General features: G+C 44.7%; 20 protein-coding genes. 19 read left to right on the top strand and 1 reads right to left on the bottom strand.

All coding sequences use genetic code 11. The annotated features are described in order from the left end of the window. Positions 1-55 precede the first annotated feature (55 nt). The 7 genes from preA to DSOL_RS27885 all read left to right on the top strand — a co-directional run bounded on the left by preA (position 56) and on the right by DSOL_RS27885 (position 10,370). Entirely contained in the window at positions 56-1,288 is a 1,233-nt protein-coding gene (gene preA, locus DSOL_RS07085; RefSeq protein WP_075364174.1) for an NAD-dependent dihydropyrimidine dehydrogenase subunit PreA, read from the top strand. Between the two features lie 18 nt (positions 1,289-1,306). Next, on the top strand, positions 1,307-2,635 hold the full coding sequence (gene ssnA / locus DSOL_RS07080) for a putative aminohydrolase SsnA (protein ID WP_075364173.1): 1,329 nt from the start codon (positions 1,307-1,309) through the stop codon (positions 2,633-2,635). 10 nt (positions 2,636-2,645) lie between these two features. Further along, positions 2,646-3,893 (top strand): threonine synthase, encoded by a 1,248-nt coding sequence (thrC, locus tag DSOL_RS07075; RefSeq protein ID WP_075364206.1) that lies wholly within the window; start codon positions 2,646-2,648, stop codon positions 3,891-3,893. Positions 3,894-4,059: 166 nt separating this feature from the next. After that, positions 4,060-5,541, top strand: coding sequence for a pyridoxal-phosphate dependent enzyme (locus DSOL_RS07070; protein ID WP_075364172.1), 1,482 nt, complete (start codon positions 4,060-4,062; stop codon positions 5,539-5,541). A 219-nt stretch (positions 5,542-5,760) separates the two neighbouring features. Continuing rightward, positions 5,761-8,448, top strand: a complete 2,688-nt coding sequence (locus tag DSOL_RS07065; protein ID WP_075364171.1) for a PAS domain S-box protein — start codon at positions 5,761-5,763, stop codon at positions 8,446-8,448. 222 nt (positions 8,449-8,670) lie between these two features. Further along, positions 8,671-10,152, top strand: a complete 1,482-nt coding sequence (locus tag DSOL_RS07060; RefSeq protein ID WP_075364170.1) for a putative sulfate exporter family transporter — start codon at positions 8,671-8,673, stop codon at positions 10,150-10,152. A gap of 41 nt (positions 10,153-10,193) precedes the next feature. After that, on the top strand, positions 10,194-10,370 hold the full coding sequence (locus tag DSOL_RS27885) for a hypothetical protein (RefSeq protein ID WP_170871460.1): 177 nt from the start codon (positions 10,194-10,196) through the stop codon (positions 10,368-10,370). 249 nt (positions 10,371-10,619) lie between these two features. On the opposite strand, the gene DSOL_RS07055 is transcribed toward DSOL_RS27885, so the two are convergent. Further along, positions 10,620-10,916: a hypothetical protein gene (locus tag DSOL_RS07055; protein WP_235838724.1), complete on the bottom strand. Its 297-nt coding sequence runs from the start codon at positions 10,914-10,916 to the stop codon at positions 10,620-10,622. Positions 10,917-11,246: 330 nt separating this feature from the next. Here DSOL_RS07055 and dpaL point away from each other — a divergent pair, with 330 nt between their 5' ends. The 12 genes from dpaL (at position 11,247) to yqeB (ending at position 25,567) form a co-directional block, all read left to right on the top strand. Further along, a complete protein-coding gene (gene dpaL / locus DSOL_RS07050) occupies positions 11,247-12,470 on the top strand; it encodes a diaminopropionate ammonia-lyase (protein WP_075364169.1) in 1,224 nt (407 codons plus the stop codon). A gap of 203 nt (positions 12,471-12,673) precedes the next feature. Beyond that, positions 12,674-14,446 (top strand): sigma-54-dependent Fis family transcriptional regulator, encoded by a 1,773-nt coding sequence (locus DSOL_RS07045; RefSeq protein ID WP_075364168.1) that lies wholly within the window; start codon positions 12,674-12,676, stop codon positions 14,444-14,446. A gap of 336 nt (positions 14,447-14,782) precedes the next feature. Next, on the top strand, positions 14,783-16,033 hold the full coding sequence (locus tag DSOL_RS07040; RefSeq protein WP_139314405.1) for a YgeY family selenium metabolism-linked hydrolase: 1,251 nt from the start codon (positions 14,783-14,785) through the stop codon (positions 16,031-16,033). A gap of 52 nt (positions 16,034-16,085) precedes the next feature. Next, the gene (locus tag DSOL_RS07035) at positions 16,086-17,090 is read left to right on the top strand and encodes an ornithine carbamoyltransferase (protein WP_075364166.1); all 1,005 of its coding nucleotides are present in this window, start codon (positions 16,086-16,088) and stop codon (positions 17,088-17,090) included. A 2-nt stretch (positions 17,091-17,092) separates the two neighbouring features. Beyond that, positions 17,093-18,043: a carbamate kinase gene (gene arcC / locus DSOL_RS07030; protein WP_075364165.1), complete on the top strand. Its 951-nt coding sequence runs from the start codon at positions 17,093-17,095 to the stop codon at positions 18,041-18,043. A 152-nt stretch (positions 18,044-18,195) separates the two neighbouring features. After that, positions 18,196-19,608 (top strand): dihydropyrimidinase, encoded by a 1,413-nt coding sequence (gene hydA / locus DSOL_RS07025; RefSeq protein ID WP_075364164.1) that lies wholly within the window; start codon positions 18,196-18,198, stop codon positions 19,606-19,608. Continuing rightward, positions 19,595-22,153, top strand: coding sequence for a selenium-dependent xanthine dehydrogenase (xdh, locus tag DSOL_RS07020; RefSeq protein ID WP_075364163.1), 2,559 nt, complete (start codon positions 19,595-19,597; stop codon positions 22,151-22,153). Before hydA ends, xdh begins: the two co-directional genes overlap by 14 nt. A 55-nt stretch (positions 22,154-22,208) precedes the next feature. Continuing rightward, entirely contained in the window at positions 22,209-22,997 is a 789-nt protein-coding gene (gene yqeC / locus DSOL_RS07015; RefSeq protein WP_075364162.1) for a selenium cofactor biosynthesis protein YqeC, read from the top strand. Further along, positions 22,979-23,608: a nucleotidyltransferase family protein gene (locus DSOL_RS07010; RefSeq protein ID WP_075364161.1), complete on the top strand. Its 630-nt coding sequence runs from the start codon at positions 22,979-22,981 to the stop codon at positions 23,606-23,608. The genes yqeC and DSOL_RS07010 overlap by 19 nt, the downstream gene beginning before the upstream one ends. Beyond that, positions 23,595-24,383 (top strand): XdhC family protein, encoded by a 789-nt coding sequence (locus DSOL_RS07005; RefSeq protein ID WP_235838723.1) that lies wholly within the window; start codon positions 23,595-23,597, stop codon positions 24,381-24,383. Before DSOL_RS07010 ends, DSOL_RS07005 begins: the two co-directional genes overlap by 14 nt. Next, positions 24,376-24,690 carry an XdhC family protein gene (locus tag DSOL_RS07000; RefSeq protein WP_075364160.1) on the top strand — a complete coding sequence of 105 codons (315 nt, stop codon included), beginning with the start codon at positions 24,376-24,378 and terminating at the stop codon, positions 24,688-24,690. Before DSOL_RS07005 ends, DSOL_RS07000 begins: the two co-directional genes overlap by 8 nt. A 46-nt stretch (positions 24,691-24,736) precedes the next feature. Further along, the gene (yqeB, locus tag DSOL_RS06995) at positions 24,737-25,567 is read left to right on the top strand and encodes a selenium-dependent molybdenum cofactor biosynthesis protein YqeB (protein WP_075364159.1); all 831 of its coding nucleotides are present in this window, start codon (positions 24,737-24,739) and stop codon (positions 25,565-25,567) included. Positions 25,568-25,627 lie beyond the last annotated feature (60 nt).

Genomic DNA, 25,627 nt, shown 5'->3' with positions numbered 1-25,627 from the left:
TCCCACCTTTCCTGTTTGTCAGAACGAAACCGGCACTGCGAAGGGGCTTTGAGCAATGACAGTCGATTTAGCGGTGGATTTTTGCGGACTTGAACTGGAAAACCCCTTTATCTTGGCCCCTTCGCCTTGTACAGATCAGCTCGATCGTTTGATTCAGGCGTTCGAAGCTGGGTGGGCTGGGGCAGTGTTAAAGACGGTCACAGTTGATTCCAGTATAGTAAGTCGAGTTTTCCCCTTGGTCATCGGTGTAGATCAAGGGGCTGAGTTCATGGGTTTGCAAAACATAGATCTTGTCTCTGAGCATTCGGTAGAAGATATCGAACAAAGTCTGCGCACCCTTAAAGCACGGTTTCCAACCAAAGTTGTGATCCCCAGTATCATGGCCACTAAGAAGGAAGATTGGCAAACGTTGGCAAAACGGTTTGTCGAGGCGGGTGCGGACATCATAGAATGTAGTATTTCGTTTCCGCATGGAGCTGAGTGGGGTTTATGTTCTAAGGTTCAAGAGCCAGTGGGAACTGAGCAAATTGCTCGCTGGGTGAAGGAAGCGGTCGGAGACGTTCCTGTTGTCATCAAATTATCAGCACAGGATTCCGATATCATTGCCACGGCTGTAGCAGTAGAGCACAGCGGCGCGGATGGAGTTTGTGCGGTAAACACAATAAAGAGTATTACTGGAGTTAACCTGGCTACATTGATTCCTTATCCCAATGTAGCCGGGCTTTCAACATATGGAGGACTTTCTGGACCGGCCTTGAAACCGATTGCCTTGCGTTGTACAGCGGAAATAGCGCAAAAGGTTGATTTGGATATTTCTTCCAGTGGTGGGATTACCACTTGGCAGGATGGGGCTGAATTCTTGCTTCTTGGAGCTTCAACTTTGCAAATTTGCACCGCTGTTTTGCGGTACGGAATAGGAATTATAGACGAACTTGTTCTCGGCTTGAAAGGCTGGATGGAGGAAAAAGGTTTCCAGAACATGACGGATGTCATCGGAAGGTCGTTGCCCTTTTTAGTTGAACATTCTCAACTTCCGAGAGGTATTCAATTTGTATCGCATATCCTACCAGAAGTCTGTAATGGTTGTGGCGTTTGCTATACCGCTTGTCGAACAGGCGGACATGAAGCGATCGTTTTGCGGGAAGGATATTTACCTCAGGTGATTAAGAGTAAGTGTATTGGGTGTGGCATTTGTCGGGCGATGTGTTCCTTAAAGGCAATCACTTTAATCCGGCCTGCCGAAGAACTTAATTCGTATCAGAAGGAAGATCTGATCATAAATTTGTAGAGGGAGGATGAGTACATAATGCTTTTAATTGGTAATGGTATGGTGTTAACCCTTGGAAAAGCCAATCGGGTGATCCCTAATGGTGGGGTTCTAATTCAAGATGCTAAGATTTTAGAAATCGGTTCAACTCAAGATTTGCAAACTCGCTTTCCAGACGCAAGGTTTATCGATGCTCACGGAAAGCTCATCATGCCGGGCTTGATTAATACCCATATGCATCTCTACAGCACTTTCGCTCGGGGAATGGATTCCAAGAGCAAATCTCCCCAGAACTTTCGTGACATCTTGGAAGGGCTCTGGTGGAAACTCGATAAATTGTTATCCATGGAAGACGTTTATTACAGTGCCCTGACCCCGTTGATCGAGTGCATCAAAACGGGTACGACCACGATAATTGACCACCATGCTAGCCCGATGGCTATTACGGGAAGCTTGTCCACTCTGGCCAAGGCGGCCAAGGAAATGGGAGTTCGCGCTGCATTTTGTTATGAGGTCTCAGATCGGGACGGCGAAAAGATTGCCCAAGAAGGTATTAAGGAAAATGCCGACTTCATTTCGGCTTGTCAGGCCAAACCGGACTCCATGGTTGCGGGATTATTTGGGCTTCACGCTTCGTTGACCTTATCCGATCAAACTTTGGTTGCTTGTAGTGAGGCTGCCAAACGTCTGGGAGCAGGTTTTCATGTTCATGTTGCCGAAGGAATTGAAGATGTTGAAGACTGTCTGACTAACCATGGTATGCGAGTTGTGGAACGTTTCGAGAAATTCGGGGTACTAGGACCGAAAACAATTGCGGCCCACTGTGTGCACATCAATGATCACGAGATTGAACTTATTAAAGCTTCCAATACTCAAGTGGTGCATAACCCAGAATCGAATATGGGCAATGCGGTGGGAGTGACTCCAGTCCTGAAAATGTTGGATCAAGGAGTTAGGGTTGGACTGGGGACCGATGGCTACACCTGTGATATGTTTGAGAGTGCAAAAGTTGAAAATGTCCTCCAAAAACATGCTGCAGCCAATCCCAGTGTGGCCTGGGCCGAAGTTCCGCAAATGCTTTATGCCAATAATCCTCAGATCGCCTCTGATTTATTTGGCGGGACGTTTGGGGAACTGAAGGAAGGGGCCTGGGCAGATGTCATTGTTGTAGACTATGTGCCACCAACTCCGCTGGATGCGAACAATTGGAGTGGACATCTTTTGTTCGGGGTTTCCGGACATGCTGTTGAAACAACGGTCATCAATGGGCAAGTGCGCATGCTCGATCGAGTCCTGGTAGACATCGATGAAGAAGGAATCTGTGCTCGCTCCCGGGAATTGGCACAGGTTATTTGGAATAGAATTTGAGGTGATCGAATTGGAAAATGTTTTAGGTCTACGCTGTATTCAGTGTGGAAAGGGGCTTGCTGCTGAGCCTGGGGTGTATACCTGTCCTTCCTGTGGCTCAAAAGCAGGCATCATGGATGTTGAGTACGATTATCAAGTGATTAATCGCCTGACTTCTCGCGAGAAACTGACTCAGTCGAAAGATTATTCCATCTTTCGATATCTGCCATTTCTACCGATTCGTCCGGAGACTCCCCGTCCCCATCTCAGAGTGGGCTGGAGCCCACTTTATAAACCGTCGGAGTTGGGAATTAGTATGGGGATGAGTAACTTATATATCAAAGATGACGGGCAGAACCCAACAGCATCGCTAAAAGATAGGGCTTCGATTATTGCGGTCATCAAAGCAGTGGAGGAAAAGGCTCCAACCGTCGCTTGTTCTTCAACCGGTAATGCGGCCTCCTCCTTAGCGGGAAGTGCAGCTGCTATGGGATTAAAAAGTGTTATCTTTGTGCCGAGTCGTGCCCCTCAAGGCAAGGTTGCCCAATTGCTGATTTTTGGGGCAACGGTGATTAGCGTGCAGGGGTCTTATGAAGATACCTTCAGACTTTCGGCTGAAGCGATTGATCGCTTTGGCTGGTACAATCGAAATGCGGCCATTAACCCCTATCTTGTTGAAGGTAAGAAAACTGTGGCCTTGGAGATTGCGGAGCAATTCAATTGGGAAGTTCCAGATTGGGTGGTTCTCTCCGTCGGCGACGGTTGCACGATTGCCGGGGTTTGGAAAGGATTTAAGGATCTTTACCAAGCGGGGTGGATTGAGCGTTTACCCAAAATCGTAGGGGTTCAGTCAACAGGTTGTTGCCCCCTCGTGGATGCCTTTTTAGAAGACAGACCTTGGCGTCCGGCTGAAGAGAATACCTTGGCTGACAGTATTGCAGTTGGTGTACCGCGCAATCCAGATAAAGCTCTACGCGCGGTTCGGGAGTCGGGCGGGACAATGATAGCTGTGCCTGATGGAGCTATCTTGGAAGCCATGCGTGAACTGGGTAGAACAAGTGGTATTTTCGGTGAACCGGCTGGTGTGACTGGAATGGCAGGGCTTAAAGTTTTGGTGGAAAAAGGTGTTATCGGAGTAGACGAAAAAGTGGTGGCCATTGTCACGGGTAATGGTTTAAAAGATGTCAAAAATGCTATTGCGGCAGTTGGCGAACCGATTAAAGTGGAACCGTCGCTCGAAGAACTTATGGTGAAGCTTGACGCGAGGCTCGATGCGTGAGGCTCGATGCGTGAGGCTCGATGCACGACGATTCGCGATTTCGTGGCGTAGTTTAGTGTCTACAGTTCACAAGTGCTATATTTCGATAGTCTTACTTTGATGAGAGAGCACATGGTGAGAAGCGTGATAGTCGAGCCTCGTGCTTCGATAATTAGGGAGGAAAATCATGAGTAACTTGATTGATTTGACAATTAATGAGGAACAGCTTAAAAAGACGGTGCAGAGTGTTAAAGAAAGAGACATTTTAATCCCAACCATGGCTCAGATGAAGGATCCTGATAAGATACCTGCAAAAGTAAAAGAGAAATTGAAGAAAACTGGTTTATGGGATGTTGATCCTATTAACTTGTTTAGAATCTCCTGGAAAAATGAACCTGTTAAGGAAGGTGGATTATTCAATAAATTACCAAATTATGTAGAGATTCCGACTGAAATTTCAGGAGTCAAAGCAAGAATTATTGCTATGGCAGGGAAATATTTTCCGACAGGAGCTCACAAGGTTGGAGCAAGCTTTGCTTGTTTAGTTCCCCGGTTAGTGACTGGACAATTTGATCCAAAATACCATGAAGCAGTGTGGCCTTCAACAGGGAACTACTGCCGTGGTGGAGCCTATAATTCTGCCTTATTAGGCTGTAAGTCCATTGCTATTTTGCCGGAAAATATGAGTAAAGAGCGTTTTGATTGGCTTAAAACAGTCGCTGGCGAAGTTATTGCGACTCCTGGTTGCGAAAGTAACGTTAAGGAAATTTATGATAAAACATGGGAACTAAGAAGAACCCGAGATAATGTAGTGATCTTTAACCAATTCGGAGAACTTGGCAATCATCTGTGGCATTATGAAGTCACGGGTAATGCAATGGATGAGATTATTAAAGCGGAAGCCGGTTCGAAGGGCAGACTTGCAGGGGTATGTTTAACGTCAGGTTCTGCGGGCACACTTGGTAGCGGGGATTACTTAAAAGATCAATATCCACATGCTAAACTAGCGGTTGGGGAAGCCTTACAATGCCCAACATTATTAAATAATGGTTTTGGTGACCATAGAATTGAAGGGATCGGGGATAAACATATCCCTTGGATTCATAACATCAAAAATACAGATATGGTGATCGCCATCGATGATAATGATAGTTTGGGTATGTTCCGCCTCTTTAATGAACCTGCTGGCCAAAGCTATTTAAGAGAGCAAGGAGTTTCTGAAGAGGTTATTTCCAAGCTTTCTTGGGTGGGGATTTCCGGAGCAGCCAACATCCTATCCTGCATTAAATTCGCAAAATACTTCGAGTTAACAGAGGATGATATTGTTATAACCGTCCTTACGGACTCGGCGGAAATGTATCAGTCGAGATTGCAAGAAATGGAAGCTGAAAGAGGCAAAGGCTATAGTTCCCTGAATGCTGCCATTGACCATAACAGAAATGTTTTGGGCGTTAGAACCGATAGTATGGAAGAGTTAACTTACCAGAGTAAAAAGCGCATTCATAACCTCAAGTACTACACTTGGATTGAACAACAAGAGTATGATTTAGATGAGCTGAATGCCCAATGGTACGATTACGACAATTATTGGGGCAAGTTGCATCAGATGGGACCTGAACTCGATAAACTGATTGAACAGTTCAATGAGAAAACTGGTATTGCAAAATAAACTTTAAGGTTTTATCAATATGAAAGGTTATAGGTTGTCTAGAGGCAGCGGTTCTTGCTAAGGAACCGCTGCCTCTTTTTAATGAGAAAATGAGACCACATTTGTTTTAAAATAAACTGAACTCCTGAAATCATTATTATAATACGACAAATTTCTGATAACATTGGAGGTACAATTGAAACAGTTGACTTAGATTGTTAGCAAAATGAGGTGGCTGTTTTGTACTATAACTTTGTAATTAATGTTGCTGCGGTCTTATTTCTTTGTGGCTTTGTCATATGGATAGATTTGTCACTTAATAGAAAATACTCTCCTTACATGTTGGGTGTTTTGTTCGGTCTTATCACTATTTTTGTAATGAAGGGTAGAATCATGGTTGTCGAAGGTCGTTTTTATGATTTCCGACATATCACAATGACTATGGCCGGTTTTATTGGTGGTCCAGTAACTGCAGCAATAGCAGCTATCATAAGCGTTCTGTATCGGTACTATGCGGGCGGAACTGGTTCGATGGGAGGCATCACCAACATTATCGTTTTTGCTTGTTTTGGAAGTATCTTGGGTAGACATTTGAGGAGTAGCCAAAATGGAAAGAAAGTATTATTTTGGTTTATCATCGGCATCGTCATGGCATGTATTTTGCTTTTTATTATTGCTTTTATCCCCCCGTGGAAGAGTGGCTCAGCAATGGTTCTTAGAATTGTCGCTGGTCCTTTTTTATTAATTACTCCCTTGGCAACGACTATAATTTTTAACTTCTATTTCTGGACCTATAATTTCTTTGGCAAAGCATCGATTCTGAATACCATAATAAACTGCAGTCCAGTAAACTTAATGATTTTTGATGCCCATGGGCCAATACTGTTTAGTAAAAGACTAAAAACGCAAGGCCAATCTTATCCTTTTATTGAAAACCTGAATTTATTACTGTATAACGATAAAACATGGCTGAATACGACAAAACAACAACATAGAGAAATCGCTACAGAAGACGGAAGGCAATTTGTCGTTGACTTGTCTAATTTTCAGATGCCTAGCGGAGAATACGCATGTGTAGCGATTGTTAACGATGTAACTGAACGGAAAAGGGAACAGAAAACGCTCAGGGGAGCAAAAGATAGATTTTCCAAAGCTTTTCAGTTGGGTCCCCATATGATGGCCATTATTAAGACGTCTGACTATAGATATGTTGATGTTAACCGTCGTTTCCTTGAAGCAAGAGGTTTTGAATATGAAGATGTAATTGGTAAAACACCAATCGAGATTGGTGTGTCCGAAAGTGAATTTAAAAAGACTATTGAAATCCTTGAGAGAGTAGGGTCAGTACAAAATATTGAAACTTCACTAGTTACGAAATACGGTCCTAAAGGTTCGGTTATTCTTTCTGCCGAAAAAATACAAATCGACGATCAAGAATGTATTTTGTTCGCGTATAACGACATTACTGAAATGAAACAAATGCAAACGGAAAGAGTGGAACAACTCACCAAACACTTAGAATTAGAGGCGGATCTTTCCCGGAGTAATCAACTCATTGCAGATATTATCAATAATATGCCTGACACTTTCTATGTATTAGATGATCAATGGCGGTTTACGTTTGTAAATAAAAAGGCAGAGGAGTTATTGCTAAAAACACGAGAAGAGCTTTTAGGTGAAGTTTTATGGGAAGTGATTCCCCAAATACCAGGAAGCTTACTCGAGCTAAATTATCAGAAGGCGAAGAATTTTTGTAAACCAATTACGTTCGAAAGTCCTGGTCATTTATGTAAAGACATATGGTATCAAGTAACTGTGTTCCCCTCGAAGTTTGGATTGTCCGTTTATTACAGGGATATTACTGAACGAAAATTAGCGAGTGGGAAATTGATTAAATCTCAAGAAGAGATGGCTTCTATTCTGGAAAGTATGACAGATTGTTTTTTTGCGATTGATGGGAACTGGCAATTCACTTACATAAATCACCCAGGCGAAATAGCCTTCGGAAAATCTCGTGACGAGTTGTTGGGCCGAAATATCACTGAAGTATTTGGGGTCAATGAAACCGCCCTACAACACTATCATGAAGTAATGAGCGAAAAGAGGCCAGTTACGTATGAAAATATTTGCCAAACTTCAGGTAACAAATGGTTCGAGATAAGTCTCTACCCATCAGAAAGTGGACTGATCTGTTTTTTTCGAGATATTACAAGCCAGAAAATAGCAGCAAACGAAATAGCTAGACTTGACAGTCTTAACCTTGTGGGGCAATTGGCTGCTGGAATCGGTCATGAAATAAGGAATCCCATGACCACGGTGCGTGGTTATCTCCAACTGTTGGGCGCAAAACCTGATTATGTAGCTCAGAAATCTACCTTCGAGCTGATGATTTCGGAACTAGATCGTGCAAACTCGATTATTACAGAATTTCTCTCCCTGGCTCGGACAAAACAAACTGAACTAAAATCCCAAAACCTCAACGACATTCTAAATAATTTATACCCACTATTAGAAGCGGACGCTTTTACTCAAAATAAACAGATTCTTTTCATTCCGGGAGAGATTTCCGACCTGAAACTTAATGGAAAAGAAATCTCCCAACTGATTCTTAATTTGATCCGTAATGGGCTTGAAGCAATGGAGGAGAGAGGTTGCCTGACCATTAAAAGTTATGTAGAGGATGATAAGGTAGTGCTGGCGATTGAGGATGAAGGATGTGGTATTCCATCAGAAGATCTCAATAAGTTAGGCACCCCTTTCTTTACTACTAAAGACAATGGAACTGGATTGGGCCTAGCAACATGCTACAGAATTGCAGAATCTCATAACGCCAAGATTCACATCGATTCTAGTCCTAGAGGGACAACATTCTTTGTATTTTTTCCTATTCGTGTTAAGGGGCAGGAACAAAATGAAATGATCGCCTAATTATAATACCAAGTCAGAAAGTATAAGTTTCGGGTGGATAAGTTCAAAGACTTCCGCCGGCGCCTGTGGCTAGGCGTAAGCCAGGTTTTCTTTATGTGTCCTCATCAAAGCTTGTTATATTTCTCAATATACAGAATAAAAGAATGGTAAGGAGGTGGAAAGACGGCTTAGCAAAGCCAAATAGGCTGTGGCTTTTAATTATCGGAAGAAAGGGTGAAAAACATGATTGCGGAAGGAAATGGGCTTTTTCAGAAAAAGTCAGTGCTCAAAAGTGAAGATTGGTGGGCAGTCTGGCTTGGGTTGTTTGTCTTTGTACTGAGTCTGGGTCCCGTTATCGGGATAGATCTGCTGGGATGGGTAGTCAAATTCAATGTCTGGATAGACACGTCCAAAGCACTAGCGCCAGTGTCTAAAACCTTTCAAAGTATGTCGGGCATTAATGCAGCCTTGTTAACCTATCTATTCTTGCTAGTAATCACCACTGTCGGCGCGGTGGCTATGGGCGCAAAGCCCGTAAAATATCTCGTTGGTTTCAGTATCATTTACTGGATTACCTTTAGCTGCCTGTTATTGGGTAACAACGCTTTCATTGCTGCCACTCCCGACAAACAAGCCAGTCTCAAAATTCCCTGGTCTTTGAGCTTGGGAGAGATGGGCTTTGTTTTTGCCATGATTATCGGACTTATTATAGGAAACTTTTTCCTTGGCTTTGCTAAGTTCCTGGAAGAGGCAGCAAAGCCCGAATGGTTCATTAAAACCGGTATTGTAATCTTGGGTGCGGCCATTGGTATAAAGACGGTGGGCGCTCTAGGACTGGCCAGTACGGTGATTATCCGGGGACTTTGCGCTGTGGTCGAGGCATACTTAATATATTGGCCAATAGTGTATTTCATTTCGCGCAAATACTTTAAATTCACACCGGAATGGGCTGCTCCCCTGGCTTCGGGTATCTCCATCTGTGGGGTTGCGGCTGCCATCGCCACTGGCGGAGCAATTCGAGCCCGACAAATGATTCCGGTTGTTTTGTCTGCTGTCATTATTGTATTTGTAGCTGTAGAGCTGCTCTTTTTACCTTGGCTTGCTCAGTCTTGGCTGTTTCGCGAACCAATGGTAGCCGGCGCATGGATGGGCTTGGCAGTGAAGAGCGACGGTGGGGCTGTAGCTAGCGGTGCGATCACAGATTCGCTGATCCGAGCCAAGGCGCTGAAAGAACTAGGGATTAATTGGCAAGAAGGCTGGATCCTGATGGCAGCGACCACCACTAAAGTCTTTATTGATGTCTTTATCGGCGTGTGGGCATTTGTCTTGGCGGTCATCTGGTCTGTTTTCCGGATTGATAAAACTAAGACCCCAAACGCAGGTAGCAAGGTTTCAGCGGGAGAGATCTGGGAGCGTTTCCCAAAATTCGTGATTGGTTTTGTTTTGACTTTCTTGATCCTACTGGTGATGGGCTTGAATAATCCTAGTATCGTTAAGGCGGCGACTGCAGGCTCAGACCAGGCGAACGCTTTGAGGACATTTTTCTTTGCGTTATGTTTCTTCTCTATTGGTTTGGTTACCAACGTACGTAAACTCTGGGCCGCTGGTATGGGTCGTATTGTAGGGGTGTATGCTGTCTGCCTGTTTGGCTTCATACTCTGGGTTGGCTTGTTTGTTTCCTGGATTTTCTACCATGGTATTACACCGCCGATCATCGGCGGCTAGCTAAGAACAGTTTTAAACGTGACAAGGGGAGGTCTGAAAATATGGCAAAAGAACAATCCAATAAAACAGGGCAGCCAACAATAGATGTTCAGGCAACGCTCGAAGTTGATGAATGGTATGATTTGCTCCCTATTGAGAAAAAACTTATCTCCTATAGTTTAGGGTTGGGTTTGGCATTACTGGCTATCTTTATAGTAATCTTTGGTGTGCTTAAATGATAAGATCATGAGGGGTACATTAAAGGGTCAATCCTAAATAATGGTGCAAGGATTTAAGTTTTTGAGCAATCTTCTTCCCAAGGTAGCTAGAACAGCTGAAAAGATGCTCTTAATCTCGACAACCATCGGAACAGCGATTGAGGATGTAACTTCTGCAACTTGCAAACAACTTGTCCGCTGAGGCAGGCTGGGTAGAGATAAAAACACCGTCTTCGGCACTATGTTGTGATGGCGGTGTTTTGCTTAAAGTTATGGTTTTCTAAAAGGTATCACCTTGCCTTTGTTTTTCTTAGGCATTTGCTCGCTGTCGTTGCAAGATTCGCATCCTCCGCTACAGCCTGTTTTGTTACCAATAAATACTTTGCGCCAGAACACCTGCCATTTTTCGTCGATTTGCTCTACCTGGGTCTCGATTTCATACTGGGGTCCGCGTTGTTGATTGGCTAACCTTGCTTCGGTTGTAGCAACAATATTGGCAGTTTTTAACGCTTGCTTCTCAGAATCATAGAGAGTCTGTATTTTTACCCATTCAATTAATTCCATCATGAATCGCTCCCTTAGTAAACACTTCTCTCTTCCTATGATAACCACTTTGTTGAAGGGATTGCAAGTTTCTTAAATTCTCGAATTAGGTATACAATGTATGGCTTGTATGGTGGCCCTTCGAGGGCTACTTTTTTATGGGTTGTTTGCATTGATCTTGCAGCTCGAATTGTTGGCACAATAATTGCATTAAGTATTACCGAAAGTTGAGGTCAATCAATTCGTTTAGGGGGAGATATAGAGCTAAAAGGTAAAACAAGAAATTGTTTTTTTGATACTGTATTGAAAGATTATTTTGGTCGCACAATATCTAGGAATAGGAGCGGATTAATTATGAATGAAGAAATCAAATGGATAGAGAACAACATGCTTAAAAACTATGGAGACGGTGTTTCGACCGAGCTTTTTAGTGAACTTGAAATAGATAAAGCGAGGAAATTTCACTCGACGTTCCCTGATTACGAGCCTACCCCTTTGCGTTCACTTCAGAAACTTGCCATGAATTATGGTGTAGGCGGGATCTTTGTCAAAGATGAGTCTTTTCGTTTTGGTTTGAATGCCTTTAAGGCTTTAGGGGGTTCGTACGCGATCGGAAGATACTTAGCGAAGCGACTCAACAAAGATATTAGTGAGCTACCTTTCGATGTTCTCACTTCACCCGAGGTTAAGAAACAATTAGGGGACATCACCTTTGCCACCACGACGGACGGGAATCATGGTCGGGGAATCGCTTGGACCGCTCGGCAATTGCGCCAAAAATCTGTAGTCTATATGCCGAAGGGATCTTCTCAGTTCCGTTTAGAAAAAATTAGGGAGGAGGGCGCGGAAGCGTCAATTACTGATTTAAATTACGATGATGCTGTACGGATGACAGCTGTCGAGGCTGAAAAAAATGGTTGGATAGTTGTACAAGATACGTCCTGGGAAGGGTATGAGGAAATTCCAAGCTGGATTATGCAAGGCTACGGGACAATGTCGGCTGAGGCCTTAGAAGAGATGAATAACTTGGGTGTGGAGAAACCGACCCATATTTTTGTTCAGGCAGGGGTCGGAGCCTTAGCTGGGTCTGTGCAGGGTTATTTTGCATCTTTGTTTAAAGCTGATCGTCCCAAAACTGTGATAGTAGAAGCCAATAAAGCGGATTGCTTGTACAAATCGGCTCTTGCTAGGGATGGTAAACCGCGGGTGGTTGGTGGAGATATGTCAACGATTATGGCCGGGCTGGCCTGTGGAGAACCCAATCTCATTGGCTGGAATATTTTGCGGGATTACAGCAATATGTTTGTATCTTCTCCCGACTGGGTCGCTGCAAGGGGAATGAGAGTTTTGGCCAATCCTCTGCTTGGCGATCCGAAAGTAATTTCCGGTGAATCAGGCGCAGTGACAGCCGGGTTGCTTAGTTCGCTTTTGAAAGATCAAGCCTTCAAAGATGCGCGGGAAGCGCTTCAACTGAATGAAAAATCTCAGATTTTGATCTTTAACACCGAAGGAAATACCGATCCCTATAAATATCGCAGCATTGTGTGGGACGGGGAATTACCGTCAACAGGCCGATAATCAAGGGTATACCATTTGAAGTTGTACTTTTTGAGGGATCACAAATAGTTTATTATGAAGCACAGTTTCGTTGGAGAAAGGTGCTTCTTTTTTTAAAAATTTAACATACTTTCTCTTTTTTCACCTATCTTTGTATTTAGTATCGAAATGAGACAAAGAGTTGTATATAATAAAGTTATAGCTAAAGATTTGAGGGGGAAAGCATGTATAACCTGCGCGACATAAAGAGTACAGTACAACAAACCGCAGATGCTATCGCAGCAGCACTAAAGATTGAAGTTGAGATCGCAGATGCCGATCTTATACGTGTTGCGGGGACGGGTAAGTATAAGAGTCGTTGCGGTTACCCAATGGATGATGGTTTTGTATACGGACATGTGATGAAAACCGGGGTGCCAGTTATTATCGACAATCCCGGATTTAATGAACTCTGTCAGCCTTGTCCATGCCGCGGAAACTGCTTGGAATATGCAGAAGTAGCTATACCCATACGTTCTGAAGATCAAATTATTGGGGTTATTGGCCTAGTTAGCTTTGATGAGGAACAAACAAAACGACTAATGGATAACAAGCAATCCTTGCTGCTCTTTCTGGAGAAGATGGCGGACCTTTTAGTGGGAAAAGTCGTTGAAAATCAGCAAAACCACGAACGAGAACTACTGACCAATCAATTGTTGACGGTGCTGAATCTCTTGCACGATGGAATTTTATTGATAAATGATCAACAGCAAGTGACGCATTTTAATACGCATGCAGGCAAATTGCTGGATATTGATGCTGAGCAAGAACAGGCGTTATATCAATTGTTGGATGATAAAAAACTGTGGAAAGCCGTTGAACGAGGGGAAACATTTTCGGGTCCCATCCAGGGGAAGAGGGTTGCTACCCAGCTTTATTGTGATGTTGTTCCTATTACAAATAATGGTAGTTTTGAAGGTGCTGTTGTCACTTTAAAGGATATTCAGCAAATTAAGAAGTTAGTTAAAGAAGCCACCGTTAGCGAGATTGAAACTCACTTTTCACAGATTATCGGAAATTCTTCCAAGATGAATGAGTTAAAAACCATGGCCTTGCGCGTGGCCCCCAGTAAGGCGACGCTCTTGATTCAAGGAGAGAGCGGAACAGGAAAAGAACTGTTGGCTCGTGCGATTCATCAGAGCAGTAATCGAAAAGGGCATGCGTTCATTGCTATAAATTGCGGTGCCATACCTGAAAATCTCCTGGAGAGCGAATTATTCGGCTATGAAGAGGGGTCGTTTACGGGTGCTAGACGGGGTGGAAAACTAGGGAAATTTGAACTGGCGCACAATGGTACCATATTTTTAGATGAAATAGGCGACATGCCACTTCATTTACAGGTTAAAATCCTAAGAGTCTTGCAAGAAAGAAGAGTTGAACGTGTTGGTAGTAACCGCTCAATCCCCTTGGATGTACGTGTGATTGCCGCAACCCATCGAGATTTAGATGAAATGGTAAAATCGGGTGAGTTTAGAGAAGATCTCTTTTATCGTTTAAATGTAATTCCTTTAACGATTCCGCCGCTTCGTGAACGTCAAGAGGATATCCCCATCTTGATTCAATTCTATTTAGATCATTATTCGACGGTAACCGACAAAGTGGTCAGAGGAATCACGCCAGAAGCAATTGAAATCCTAACCCATTACCCTTGGCCAGGTAATGTTCGAGAAATGGGTAATGTCATAGAGTACTGCGTTACAATGGTGGTAGGGGAGGATAATATTACGCCTGATATACTGCCCAAACGGGTCAAAACGGAACCTAAAGCCGAAATAGAAGCGAAAAACTTGTCCCTAAACCTAAAAATCTTAGAGCGGGAAGCGATCATGAAGGCCCTAACTCTAGTTGATGCAGAGGGACATAAGGATGATGCGGCAAAATTACTGGGGATAAGCAGGGCAACCCTCTATCGTAAAATTAAAGATTATAACATTGGTGAAAATAAAACGTTTTTCTAGTGATTGGTCAAGACTAAAATTGCTCATTTACGTTAAAATGGTGTGTCAAAACCAGACTTATGTATCATAATGAGATTAGATGCAAAGAGTGTCGAATTGGCGACCGTTTAGAGATTCATGTCATGCTATTTTCCTAACTAATCATCTCAAGATGAGACAATGCTGCAAGCGTCAGACGGTGGAATTAATGGAGAATGTAAAATTATTTAGATAAAAGATTCTGGTAAAGCCTGATGGAAGGTTGGCACGGTTCTTGCATTAAATATTATCTGAAAGATGATACTAAGCATGATTGACTTTCACAACAATCCAAGAGTAGCGAAAGGGGAATTTATAGTGGATACCGATTTTGCAAAAGTTCTAGATCTGGCTAAAAAATATGAGCCAGAAATAAGCCGTTTTTTAAGGGACCTTATCGCCATTCCTGGCGAAAGCTGCGGTGAGAAGGAAGTTGTACTGCGTATTAAGGAAGAAATGAAAAAAGTAGGGTTCGATAAAGTGGATATTGACCCAATGGGTAATATTCTAGGCTATATCGGTCATGGCAAACATCTGATCGCGATGGATGCTCACATTGATACGGTTGGCGTGGGTGATCCTGAACTGTGGAAGTACGACCCCTATCTAGGGTATGAAGATGAAGAAATTATTATTGGCCGCGGTGCCTCTGACCAAATTGGTGGGATGGCCTCAATGGTTTACGCCGGAAAGATTATTAAGGATCTTGGTTTAGAAAGCGAATACACTATGGTTGTTGTAGGCTCAGTGCAGGAAGAAGACTGTGATGGCCTATGCTGGCAGTACATCATCAACGAAGACAAAGTTGTACCAGAATTTGTCGTGATTACCGAACCGACTGATGGCAAGATTTATCGAGGACATCGTGGTCGGATGGAAATTAAAGTTACGACTAAAGGGGTTAGTTGTCACGGTTCGGCGCCAGAGCGCGGAGACAATGCGATTTACAAAATGGCTCCAATTCTATCTGAACTGCGTGGCTTGCATGAAAACCTCATGGACCATCCGTTCCTTGGTAAGGGAAGTTTGACGGTTTCCGAGATCTTCCATACCTCTCCTTCTCGTTGTGCTGTCGCTGACAGCTGCTGGATTTCTGTCGACCGCCGCCTGACAGCAGGAGAATCATGGGAATATGCTATTCAACAGATTAAGAATCTTCCTTCAGTGAAGGCTGCTAATGCGGAAGTTACGATGTACTCTTATGAAAGACCTTCCTATACGAATCTGGTTTATCCGACAGAAGCCTATTTCCCGACTTGGCTAATCGAGGAGGGGCATCCAGTAAGCTCAACACTGGAAGAAGCCTACAAGGGATTATTTGGTAAAGATCCGGTGGTCGATAAATGGACGTTCTCTACGAACGGGGTTTCCATCATGGGTCGCTATGGAATTCCTTGCATTGGTTTTGGACCGGGCCATGAGGATCAAGCCCATGCGCCAAATGAGCGGACTTGGAAAAAAGAACTGGTGAATTGCGCAGCTATGTACGCAGTGATTCCGAGTCTTTTTGTGCAGAAGTATGCGGATAAGATGCCGAAAGCGACGGAGAATTTAGTGAAAATAAGTTAGTGTGGTAAACCCTTGTGCATTAAAATAAACATTATTTTAGGAGGAAAAATAAATGCAAACCGTTTTTAGAGGAAGACATTTCATCAACTTAGAGGATTTTACTAAAGAAGAAGTAGACACAATGCTTGAGGTTGCCTTGGATCTTAAGAAGAAATTTGCGATGGGTGAAGATACCCCTTATCTTAATAACAAAACTGGCTTTTTGATGTTCTTCGAGCAATCCACCCGGACCAGAAACTCGATGGAAGCGGGTATGGCTCAATTGGGTGGTCATGCAGGATTCCTAGATTCCAGCACGATGCAGGTTGCTCATGGTGAGACCGCGAAGGATACGGCGATTATTCTTTCTCGTTTTGGACACATGATTGCTTGCCGTTATTGTAACTGGGGTAGAGGGAATGACTACTTGAATGAAATGGCTAAATGGTCGTCTGTGCCGATCATGAACTTGCAGTGTGACCTTTATCATCCGTTCCAAGCTCTGGCAGATTTAATGACGATCAAAGAGAAAGTCACAGATTTACGACGTAAGAAAATATCCATCATCTGGGCATATGCTGAGAGCCACAAGAAACCAATTTCTGTGCCTGTATCCCAAGTTCTTCTCTTCCCCCGTTATGGTATGGATGTTTGGTTGGCTTATCCAAAAGGCTGGGAGCTTCCTGAGTGGGTTATTACCCAAGCCAGAGAAAATGCTGAGAAGTATGGTGGTACCCTGACAATTACTCATGATGAAGCTGAAGCATATAAAGATGCGGACATCGTCATTCCTAAGAGCTGGGGTAACTGGGTCACTGACCAAACAGGGGCTACTGTTACTGGTGCAACTGCAGTTATTGACGATGCTCTGATTGCTAATAAGAGCTGGAAGTGCACGGAAGCTAAAATGGCTACTGCCGGCAAAGATGTTATGTATATGCATGCTTTGCCTGCTGACCGTAACAATGAAGTTGAAGACTCTGTTATTGATGGACCTCATTCCATTGTTTATGATGCTGCTGAAAACCGTTTGCATACGGCTAAGGCTGTTATGACATTGTTAGTGGGTGGAAAATAATCGTGAGTACATTAGCTGTAGTAGCCATCGGTGGAAATTCTCTGATTCGTGATAAGGCTCATGAATCCGTCGAGGATCAATATCAGGCTGTTTGTGAAACGGCTAAGCATATTGTTGGTATGATCGAGCAGGGGTATGAAGTTATCATTACGCATGGCAACGGCCCGCAAGTTGGGTTTATCCTTAGACGGTCTGAGATTGCTACGGATGTAGCCGCGATGCATCAGGTACCGTTGGTGAGCTGCGGGGCTGATACCCAAGGGGCTATTGGTTACCAAATTCAACAAGCTATGGATAATGAATTCAAGAAAAGGGGTCTTGATAAATCGGCTGTAACCATCGTAACTCAAGTAATAGTTTCGGCGGATGACCCGGCTTTTCAGAAACCTGCTAAACCGATTGGTTCATTTTATTCGAAAGAACAGACCGACCTTATTCAAAAAGCTAACCCTTCATGGGCAATGGTTGAAGACGCTGGTAGGGGATACCGCCGAGTGGTCGCGTCTCCCCGTCCTCAAGAAATTGTAGAAAAAGATGTCATCAATCTATTGGCACGCGCAGGGTATTGTGTGATCAGCGTTGGTGGTGGCGGGATCCCTGTTATGAGACGAGAAGATAATTCATTGCAGGGTGTGGACGCCGTTATTGATAAAGATTTTGCATCGAGTCTTTTGGCTTCAGACATTAAGGCCGATCTGCTAATAATTTCGACGGGCGTTCCAACGGTTTATCTGAATTATGGTAAGCCGAACGAAAAGGCTTTAGATAACGTTTCTTTAGCAGAACTGAAACAATATATGTCTGAAAATCACTTTGCTCCTGGAAGTATGCTCCCTAAAGTTCAAGCTGTAATCAGCTTTTTGGAGAATGGTGGCAAAGAAGCGATCATTACTAATCCGGAATCTCTGGAAGAGGCTATTGCCGGAAAGACTGGAACTCATGTTTATGCGTAGGTTCTTAAGATAAGTTACTATACTTCAGATGGGGTGATACTCCATCTGAAGTAAGTCTTTCCCCTATGCCCTGAGTGCCTAGAAGAAACTAAAGAAATTCTATGTTCGCGTAACGCGTATCGCACTTCGCGCTTCGCAAAGGAGAAATGAACATGGGTATAGTGTTAAATGGTGGAACGATTGTTACGGCTGCAGATGTGTATCAAGCAGACGTCCGTATTGAAGGCGAGAGTATTGTGGCCATTGGCTACGAGATCAAGCAACCTGGTGATCAGGTGATAAATGTGGACGGCTGCTTTTTATTTCCGGGCGGAATCGATCCCCATACGCATTTTGACCTCCCTGTGGGAGATATGTCTACGTCGGATGATTTTTCATCCGGTACTGAAGCTGCCTTGATGGGCGGGACGACAACCATCCTCGATTTTGCCACTCAGTTTAAAGGGGAAACCTTGAAAAAAGGTTTGCAAAACTGGCATCTGAAAGCGGATGGCAAGAGTTTTGTTGACTATGGTTTTCATATGGCAATCACAAATTGGAACGATCGGATTGTCCATGAAATGAAAGAAATAGTTCAAAAAGAGGGCGTACCTTCTTTTAAATTCTATATGGCCTATAAAAATGTCATGCAAGTGGACGACAGCGCGCTTTTACAGGCTTTGCGCCAAGCTGGAGAGTGTGGAGCGCTCGTTTGTGTTCATTGTGAAAATGGGGATGTTGTTGACAATTTAGTGCAAAGGGCGCGTATTCAGGGACATACAGCTCCACTTTATCACCCGCTGACTCGGCCACCTGAAGCGGAAGCGGAGGCAACGTCTCGAGTCATCACCTTAGCTCAAATTGCTGACGCCCCTCTCTACATTGTTCATCTCACTTGTAGTGGAGCGCTGCAAGCGGTAACCAATGCCAAACTTAATGGATTAGAAGTTTACGCCGAAACTTGCCCACAATACCTCTTGCTGGATGACAGCAGTTACCGTGCAGAGGGATTTAATGGCGCTAAATATGTAATTTCACCACCCCTGCGTCCGATTCAACATCAGGAAGTGTTGTGGTCGGGGTTGCGCACGGGGGTCTTAGATACTATAGCAACTGACCATTGTGCGTTTAATTATAAAGGACAAAAAGATTTAGGATTGCACGATTTTAGTAAGATTCCGAGTGGGGCACCTGGTGTGGAAACTCGCATGGGTTTGCTGTACACCTATGGTGTTATGACTGGGAAGCTAACGATTAACCAATTTGTGGCACTGACTTCGACGAATGCGGCAAAACTATTTGGATTGTATCCACGAAAAGGAACCCTTGCTCCTGGAAGCGATGCAGACATCGTGGTCTGGGACCCTCGTGTCTCGTCAGTGATCACCGTCCGAACTCTTCATCAGCAGGTGGATTACACTCCTTTTGAAGGGTATAAGCAGATCGGTCAAGCGACACATGTGTTTATGCGCGGCACGCAAGTCGTGCAGGACGCTAAACTAAGGGTGCAACAACCCACTGGGATATATTTATCCCGTAAGCCATTTCTCAAGAGAAAGGTTGGGGGAAATGATGTTCAATCTTGAAATTAACGGGACAGTGCATGCTGTACAAGATGATATGAATCTGCTGGACTATTTACGGGATCAACTCCATATCACCTCTCTGAAAAACGGATGCGGTGAAGGGGCGTGTGGCACTTGTTCAGTGCTGGTGGATGGTAAGAAGTTGCGGGCTTGCACCTTGACTTTGGCCAAGGTTGCTGGAAAAAAGGTTTTGACCGTGGAGGGGTTATCTGAGCGCGAAAAAGAAGCTTATACTTGGGCATTTGCAGAAGCAGGAGCTGTTCAATGCGGTTTTTGCATACCGGGCATGATCATTAGTGCTAAAGCTTTAATCGATAAGGTGCCCAATCCCACACCTCAGGAAGTTAAAGAAAGTATTCGCGGGAATATTTGTCGTTGCACCGGGTATGTCAAGATTGAACAAGGTACCTTACTGGCTGCTAAAGTATTGCGGGGAGAAATCCAGCCCCAATCATCTCTTCAGTCTGGGGCTGGAATTGGAGCGAGCATTCAAAGAGTCGATGCTCGTCAAAAGGTTCTGGGTACGGGTCAATATGTTGATGATATGTATGTCGATCAGATGCTTTATGCGGCGGTGCTGAGGACCAAATATCCTCGTGCAATTGTTAAAAGAATCGACGTCTCTGCGGCACGGAGTCACCCGGGCGTTGAAGCCGTGATGACGGCGGAAGATATTCCAGGAGATCATGATCATGGTCATATTTTTCATGATTGGCCGACTTTAGTTTCCGTTGGGGAAGAAACGCGATATATTGGCGACGCTATCGCCTTGGTGGCGGCACAAACTAAAAAACAAGCCCGTGAGGCTTTGGCTTTAATTGAGGTTGAGTACGAAGAGCTTGAACCGATACTCAGTCCGACAGAAGCCCTCGCTGATCATGCTCCTAGTATTCATCCAAAAGGGAATTTATTAAGTACGACTCTTATTAAACGAGGGAATGCTCAGGAAGAATTGGCTAAATCTGCACATGTGGTCACTAATCGTTACTCAACTCCCCCCACCGAACATGCTTTTATGGAACCTGAGAGCGCCTTAGCGATTCCTCAGGAAGAGGGGGGAATAACAGTCTATGTTGGTGATCAAAGCGTTTATGATGACCAACATGGAATTATGGGTATTCTCGGGCTGCCTGCGGATAAAGTGCGTGTGATTAGTAAACTGGTCGGTGGAGGGTTTGGTGGGAAAGAGGACTTAAGTGTTCAGCATCATGCAGCCTTGCTGGCCATGAAAACGCAAAGACCTGTGAAACTCACCTTATCTCGCCAGGAAAGTATCTTGGTTCACCCAAAGCGTCATGCCATGGAACTGGAGATTACTACAGGGTGTGACGAAAAAGGAAGACTTACCGCCATGGTGGCAAAAATTGTTGCGGATACTGGGGCCTATGCCTCACTGGGTAGCGCTGTTTTGCAACGCGCTTGTACCCATGTTAGTGGGCCATATAAAGTGCTCAATGTGGATATTACAGGCCTTTGTGTCTATACAAATAATCCTCCTGCCGGAGCGTTCAGAGGTTTTGGCGTACCGCAGGCAGCTTTTGCGTCGGAAACTAACATGGATCTATTAGCCGAAAAGGTAGGAATTTCTCCATGGGAGATCCGTTATCTCAATGCCCTTGAACCGGGCATGATCAATTCCACGGGCCAGATTACGGATGAGGGGACTGCGATTAAAGAAACACTAATTGCAGTTCGAGAAATTTACGAATCCCACCCTCATGCTGCTGGAATAGCTTGTGCCATGAAAAATACTGGTACAGGTGTGGGTCTCCCAGATACAGGTCGCGTTAAATTGAAAATTCTCAATGGTAAAGTAGTAGTGCTTACAAGTGCAGCTTGTATAGGGCAGGGTTTAGCTACTATTGCGACTCAGATCGTCAATGAAGCAACTGGTTTACCCATAGATCGCATTGAAGTGGGAGCGCCGGATACCTTCTTGACTCCGGATTCGGGTACCACAACTGCTTCACGTCAGACTCTATTTACTGGCGAGGCTGTGCGCCAGGCAGCGCTTAAATTGCAACAAGCGCTGCATAAGGCCTCCTTGGAGGATATGGAAGGGCAAGAATTTATTGCTGAATACTTCGGAAAAACTGATCCGATGGATTCGGATAAATTAAATCCAGTTAGCCATGTAGCCTACAGTTATGCAACTCATGTAGTCTTACTCGATGAACAGGGAAAAGTCGAAAAGGTTGTGGCAGCGCACGATGTGGGAAGGGCCATTAATCCTAAAGCGGTTGAAGGTCAGATCGAAGGCGGAATCGTCATGGGACTGGGCTATGCCTTACGCGAAGACTTCCCTCTTCAGAAGGGGGTACCGACTGTAAAATATGGGACATTGGGCCTCCTTCGTTCAACGGATATTCCTGAAATTGAGTCTATCATCATCGAAAAGAATTCCTCTCCTCTTGGCTATGGTGCCAAAGGGATTGGTGAAATCTCTTCTATTCCAACAGCACCAGCGGTTTCCTTAGCCTACTACAAGTTTGACGGAAAGCTGCGGTGCACTCTACCCTTGCGTGAAACACCCTATAAAAAGTGATCTAACTTAGCATTAAGTAATTAGAGTGTCGTCTATACGGTCGTAGGAGAAGACTATGAATCGTTTATCAGGGTTAAATATTGGTTGGAAAAGTGGAAGTTTATGGGACATGGCGAGGCGCGAGCAGGTCATCACGTTCATAGGGGCTGGAGGGAAGACGACTTGCCTACAAGCGATCACCCAAGAAATCGACTCCGCCGGGCAACGGGTCATTGCGACGACGACCACAAAGGTTTTTCCTGAGCAACATTTTAAGGCCTTGAAAACTATTAATCCGCCTCCACACACCCTAGCGGATGCCTGTTTTTGGTATACTCAAGTTGAGGATGAAAGCGGAAAATGGATCGGTCCTTCCCTAAAAACTGTGGACGATGCCATTGCCGCAGATCCTCACTCTAAGCGTTTTTGGGTGATCGAAGGTGATGGGGCTCGGGGGCGGAAGTTAAAGTGCTGGGCGCCCCATGAACCACAAATTCCTGAGCGTACGGAGTGTGCCGTTCTAGTGTTAGATCGCGGTTTATGGGGAAACGTTCTACTGGCGGATCAAGTTCATCGAGGGGAGCGCTGCCAGAATCTGCTTGGACACGTTTGGAATGCTGAGAAGGCCTGGAATTATTTCATGAGTTCTCCTGTCTTTGCTCCTCAATATGGACATATGGCCTGGGTTATTCTTCTGAATAGTAGGGAAAACGTAGAGAATGAGGCATTGATGCTGCTAAACCTAAGCCATAGATGGGTGGAAATTCGACAGGATATTAATGACCTGAAATCCAAGCCAAGGCATTTACGTTTGGCTGCGGGGGATGCCAAGGAGGGAGAATTACGATGGTTCGATTTGTGGTAATGGCTGCGGGCCAAGCGACCCGAATGGGGCAAGACAAGCTTGTCATGCCTTGGGGTAAATCTACCGTGCTCGGTTTTGTTTTGCAAACAGTACTCGATGCGCTTGAACTTCAGGTTGAATCTTGTACTGAGATTTATGTTGTCGCGCGACACCCGATTGAGGCTTATGCTTCGGAAGAAACCATCGCCAGATTTAGAGCCTACTCTGGGACTTGGCTTCAAGTGCCAACTCCTAAACCCCTTGCAGAGACGATTCGTTTAGGTTTGCAAGATTTGAACAGTGAGATAGAAGAGATCGGTTTTTTGCCGGGAGACCAAGTGGGGGTCACGGTCCTTGGACTGACAGAATGTCTGCTGCAGGTTTTGCGAATTCGGCCGGACTTTCTTGTACCAATAGCCGGGAATCGGACCGGATCTCCGGTTTTTTTTCACAGGCGCTATGTTCCAGAACTTTTGGCGCTCCGAGGGGAACAAGGAGGAAGGGAAGTCTTAAAACGCTACCCCGATCGATGGAGTAAGTATTCGGTTGAAGAAAGCTTATTCCAAGATGTTGATACGCCAGAAGACTACCAGTGCTTACTGGAAAAAGGAAAGGTTCATGCAAATGATTGAGTTTTATGCTGCGCTAAATCGATGGGTAAACGATAATCGTCTCGGTGTCACGGGGACCATCGTAAGTGGGAAGCTGAGCAAGTGTCCAGTTGGATCTAAATTTTTGACAGATGAGAACGGGCAGGATGTTCTGGGCCAAATCGATGCAGAGCTAATGACTTTGCTGGAAGAATCGATTCAAGACGTCTTGCGTATAAAGACTCCTAAATTGATAGAGCTAGAGTTCCTGAATGAATCAGTAAAGGTCTTCCTAGATCCCATTCTACCCCAAGCTCGTTTGCTCATTTTAGGGGGAGGGCATATTGCGGTACCCTTAGCCGAAATGGGTAAACTTTTAGAATTTCAGGTAAGTGTGGTGGATGATCGCCCTTCCTTTGCCAACTCAGCACGTTTTCAGCAGGTAAGTCAAGTTCTATGTCAGGATTTTGAGACCGCGATCCGGGAATTTGAGTTTGATGCCAATACATATATTATTATCGTGACCCGCGGGCACCGGCATGACAAAACTTGCCTTGCGGAAGTATTAAAAAAGACAAAACCGGCGTATATTGGCATGATCGGTAGTCGGCGGAAAGTTGCTGCTTTGTTCGAGGATTTGCGCGAGGATGGATTTTCGGAAGCAGAGCTGAAGAGCGTTCATGCTCCTATCGGCTTAGATATTGGAGCGCAAACTCCGGCAGAAATCTCAGTGAGCATCATGGCGGAGATCATCATGATTCGTCGTTTTGGGTATAGTAGTGGGCTTAAAACGCAAGGGGGTAAACGCAATGGATAGTAAGGTGCTTGATGAGATTATGCATCTAAAAAATGATGAACAAGCGGCCATTGCTACGATTATTTCGACCCGTGGATCGACCCCACGTAAATCCGGATCTCAAGTCCTATTCTATCGCGATGGGCAAACGGTAGGATCGATTGGGGGGGGCTGTGGTGAAGCAGAAGCCAAACGTTTAGCTTTGATGGTTATGGAGTCGGGAATTCCAACTGTGGTTGAAGTGAACTTAACGCATGATGTCGCTGAAGCAGACGGCATGGTTTGCGGTGGGGTTATGGAGATCTTTATTGAGCCGTTAAAACTATGACGCAACTGATGTTTAATGGACGATACAGTAAAGGAGAATCGGACGTATGGAAGACAAACGTGTCATGAATGGGCCGGTCGTGTTAGTTCGTGGAGCAGGAGAACAAGCCTCTGGGGTGGGATGGGCTTTAGCTAAAGCTGGGTTTCGAGTGGTGATGACCGAAGTGGCAAAACCACTTATGGTTCGTTGGCCGGTCTGTTTTGGGACGGCCGTGGCGGAAGGAAAATGGCAAGTTGAAGGGATTCCGGCTAGGCGTGTTGAAGATTCTAAAGCGTGTGAAGGTGCTTGGAGTGCTGGAGAAATTCCTGTGCTCGTTGACCCTGATTTGAAGGGGTTGCCAGTGCTTAACCCTTCGGTATTAGTGGATGCAATTATGGCCAAACGTAACTTAGGGACAAGACAAGGTATGGCCTCTAGGACGATCGGCTTAGGGCCGGGTTTTACGGCGGGAACCGATGTGGATGTCGTTGTGGAAACCAACCGAGGACATCACCTGGGGCGGCTGATTTATTCTGGAGCTGCCGAACCCAATACAGGCATACCTGGAGTCATTGCGGGATTTTCCAAGGAACGGGTTATTTATTCGCCCAAGGCTGGACTCTTTAAGGCTAAAAGGGCTATTGGAGAACAGGTTTTAGCAGGAGATTGTTTGGGTACAGTAGATGACGGGGTGCGGGCTGAAGACGTTTTCTCTTCAATTAACGGTGTTTTAAGAGGATTGTTGCGAACAGATACCCCTGTTGCTGCATTAGTTAAGATTGGGGATGTCGATCCGCGCGGACACGAAGAATACTGTTGGACAATTTCTGAGAAAGCTCGTGCTATAGGGACCGCGGTATTGCTGGGAATCATGGAACTGGAACAAAGGCCTAACTAGTCCTCAGTTTCAAAGATATTCCATTCATGGGAATTAAATATTCTAACTACCTTGGTAGGA

Source organism: Desulfosporosinus metallidurans (genome assembly GCF_001936615.1).
GTDB lineage: Bacteria > Bacillota > Desulfitobacteriia > Desulfitobacteriales > Desulfitobacteriaceae > Desulfosporosinus > Desulfosporosinus metallidurans.
The sequence above is the reverse complement of the archived record's forward strand: the minus strand, read 5'-3'. Positions and strand labels throughout refer to the sequence as shown.

What these genes read in the sequence shown, in the direction of transcription:
- preA (WP_075364174.1), top strand. Translation starts at nt 56, where the DNA reads ATGACAGTCGATTTAGCGGTGGATTTTTGCGGACTTGAACTGGAAAAC.
- DSOL_RS07005 (WP_235838723.1), top strand. Translation starts at nt 23,595, where the DNA reads ATGCAAATGATTGAGTTTTATGCTGCGCTAAATCGATGGGTAAACGAT.
- ssnA (WP_075364173.1), top strand. Translation starts at nt 1,307, where the DNA reads ATGCTTTTAATTGGTAATGGTATGGTGTTAACCCTTGGAAAAGCCAAT.
- yqeC (WP_075364162.1), top strand. Translation starts at nt 22,209, where the DNA reads ATGAATCGTTTATCAGGGTTAAATATTGGTTGGAAAAGTGGAAGTTTA.
- DSOL_RS07045 (WP_075364168.1), top strand. Translation starts at nt 12,674, where the DNA reads ATGTATAACCTGCGCGACATAAAGAGTACAGTACAACAAACCGCAGAT.
- DSOL_RS07035 (WP_075364166.1), top strand. Translation starts at nt 16,086, where the DNA reads ATGCAAACCGTTTTTAGAGGAAGACATTTCATCAACTTAGAGGATTTT.
- DSOL_RS07055 (WP_235838724.1), bottom strand. Translation starts at nt 10,916, where the DNA reads ATGATGGAATTAATTGAATGGGTAAAAATACAGACTCTCTATGATTCT.
- DSOL_RS07070 (WP_075364172.1), top strand. Translation starts at nt 4,060, where the DNA reads ATGAGTAACTTGATTGATTTGACAATTAATGAGGAACAGCTTAAAAAG.
- DSOL_RS07060 (WP_075364170.1), top strand. Translation starts at nt 8,671, where the DNA reads ATGATTGCGGAAGGAAATGGGCTTTTTCAGAAAAAGTCAGTGCTCAAA.
- xdh (WP_075364163.1), top strand. Translation starts at nt 19,595, where the DNA reads ATGTTCAATCTTGAAATTAACGGGACAGTGCATGCTGTACAAGATGAT.
- dpaL (WP_075364169.1), top strand. Translation starts at nt 11,247, where the DNA reads ATGAATGAAGAAATCAAATGGATAGAGAACAACATGCTTAAAAACTAT.
- DSOL_RS07000 (WP_075364160.1), top strand. Translation starts at nt 24,376, where the DNA reads ATGGATAGTAAGGTGCTTGATGAGATTATGCATCTAAAAAATGATGAA.
- hydA (WP_075364164.1), top strand. Translation starts at nt 18,196, where the DNA reads ATGGGTATAGTGTTAAATGGTGGAACGATTGTTACGGCTGCAGATGTG.
- DSOL_RS07010 (WP_075364161.1), top strand. Translation starts at nt 22,979, where the DNA reads ATGGTTCGATTTGTGGTAATGGCTGCGGGCCAAGCGACCCGAATGGGG.
- DSOL_RS27885 (WP_170871460.1), top strand. Translation starts at nt 10,194, where the DNA reads ATGGCAAAAGAACAATCCAATAAAACAGGGCAGCCAACAATAGATGTT.
- yqeB (WP_075364159.1), top strand. Translation starts at nt 24,737, where the DNA reads ATGGAAGACAAACGTGTCATGAATGGGCCGGTCGTGTTAGTTCGTGGA.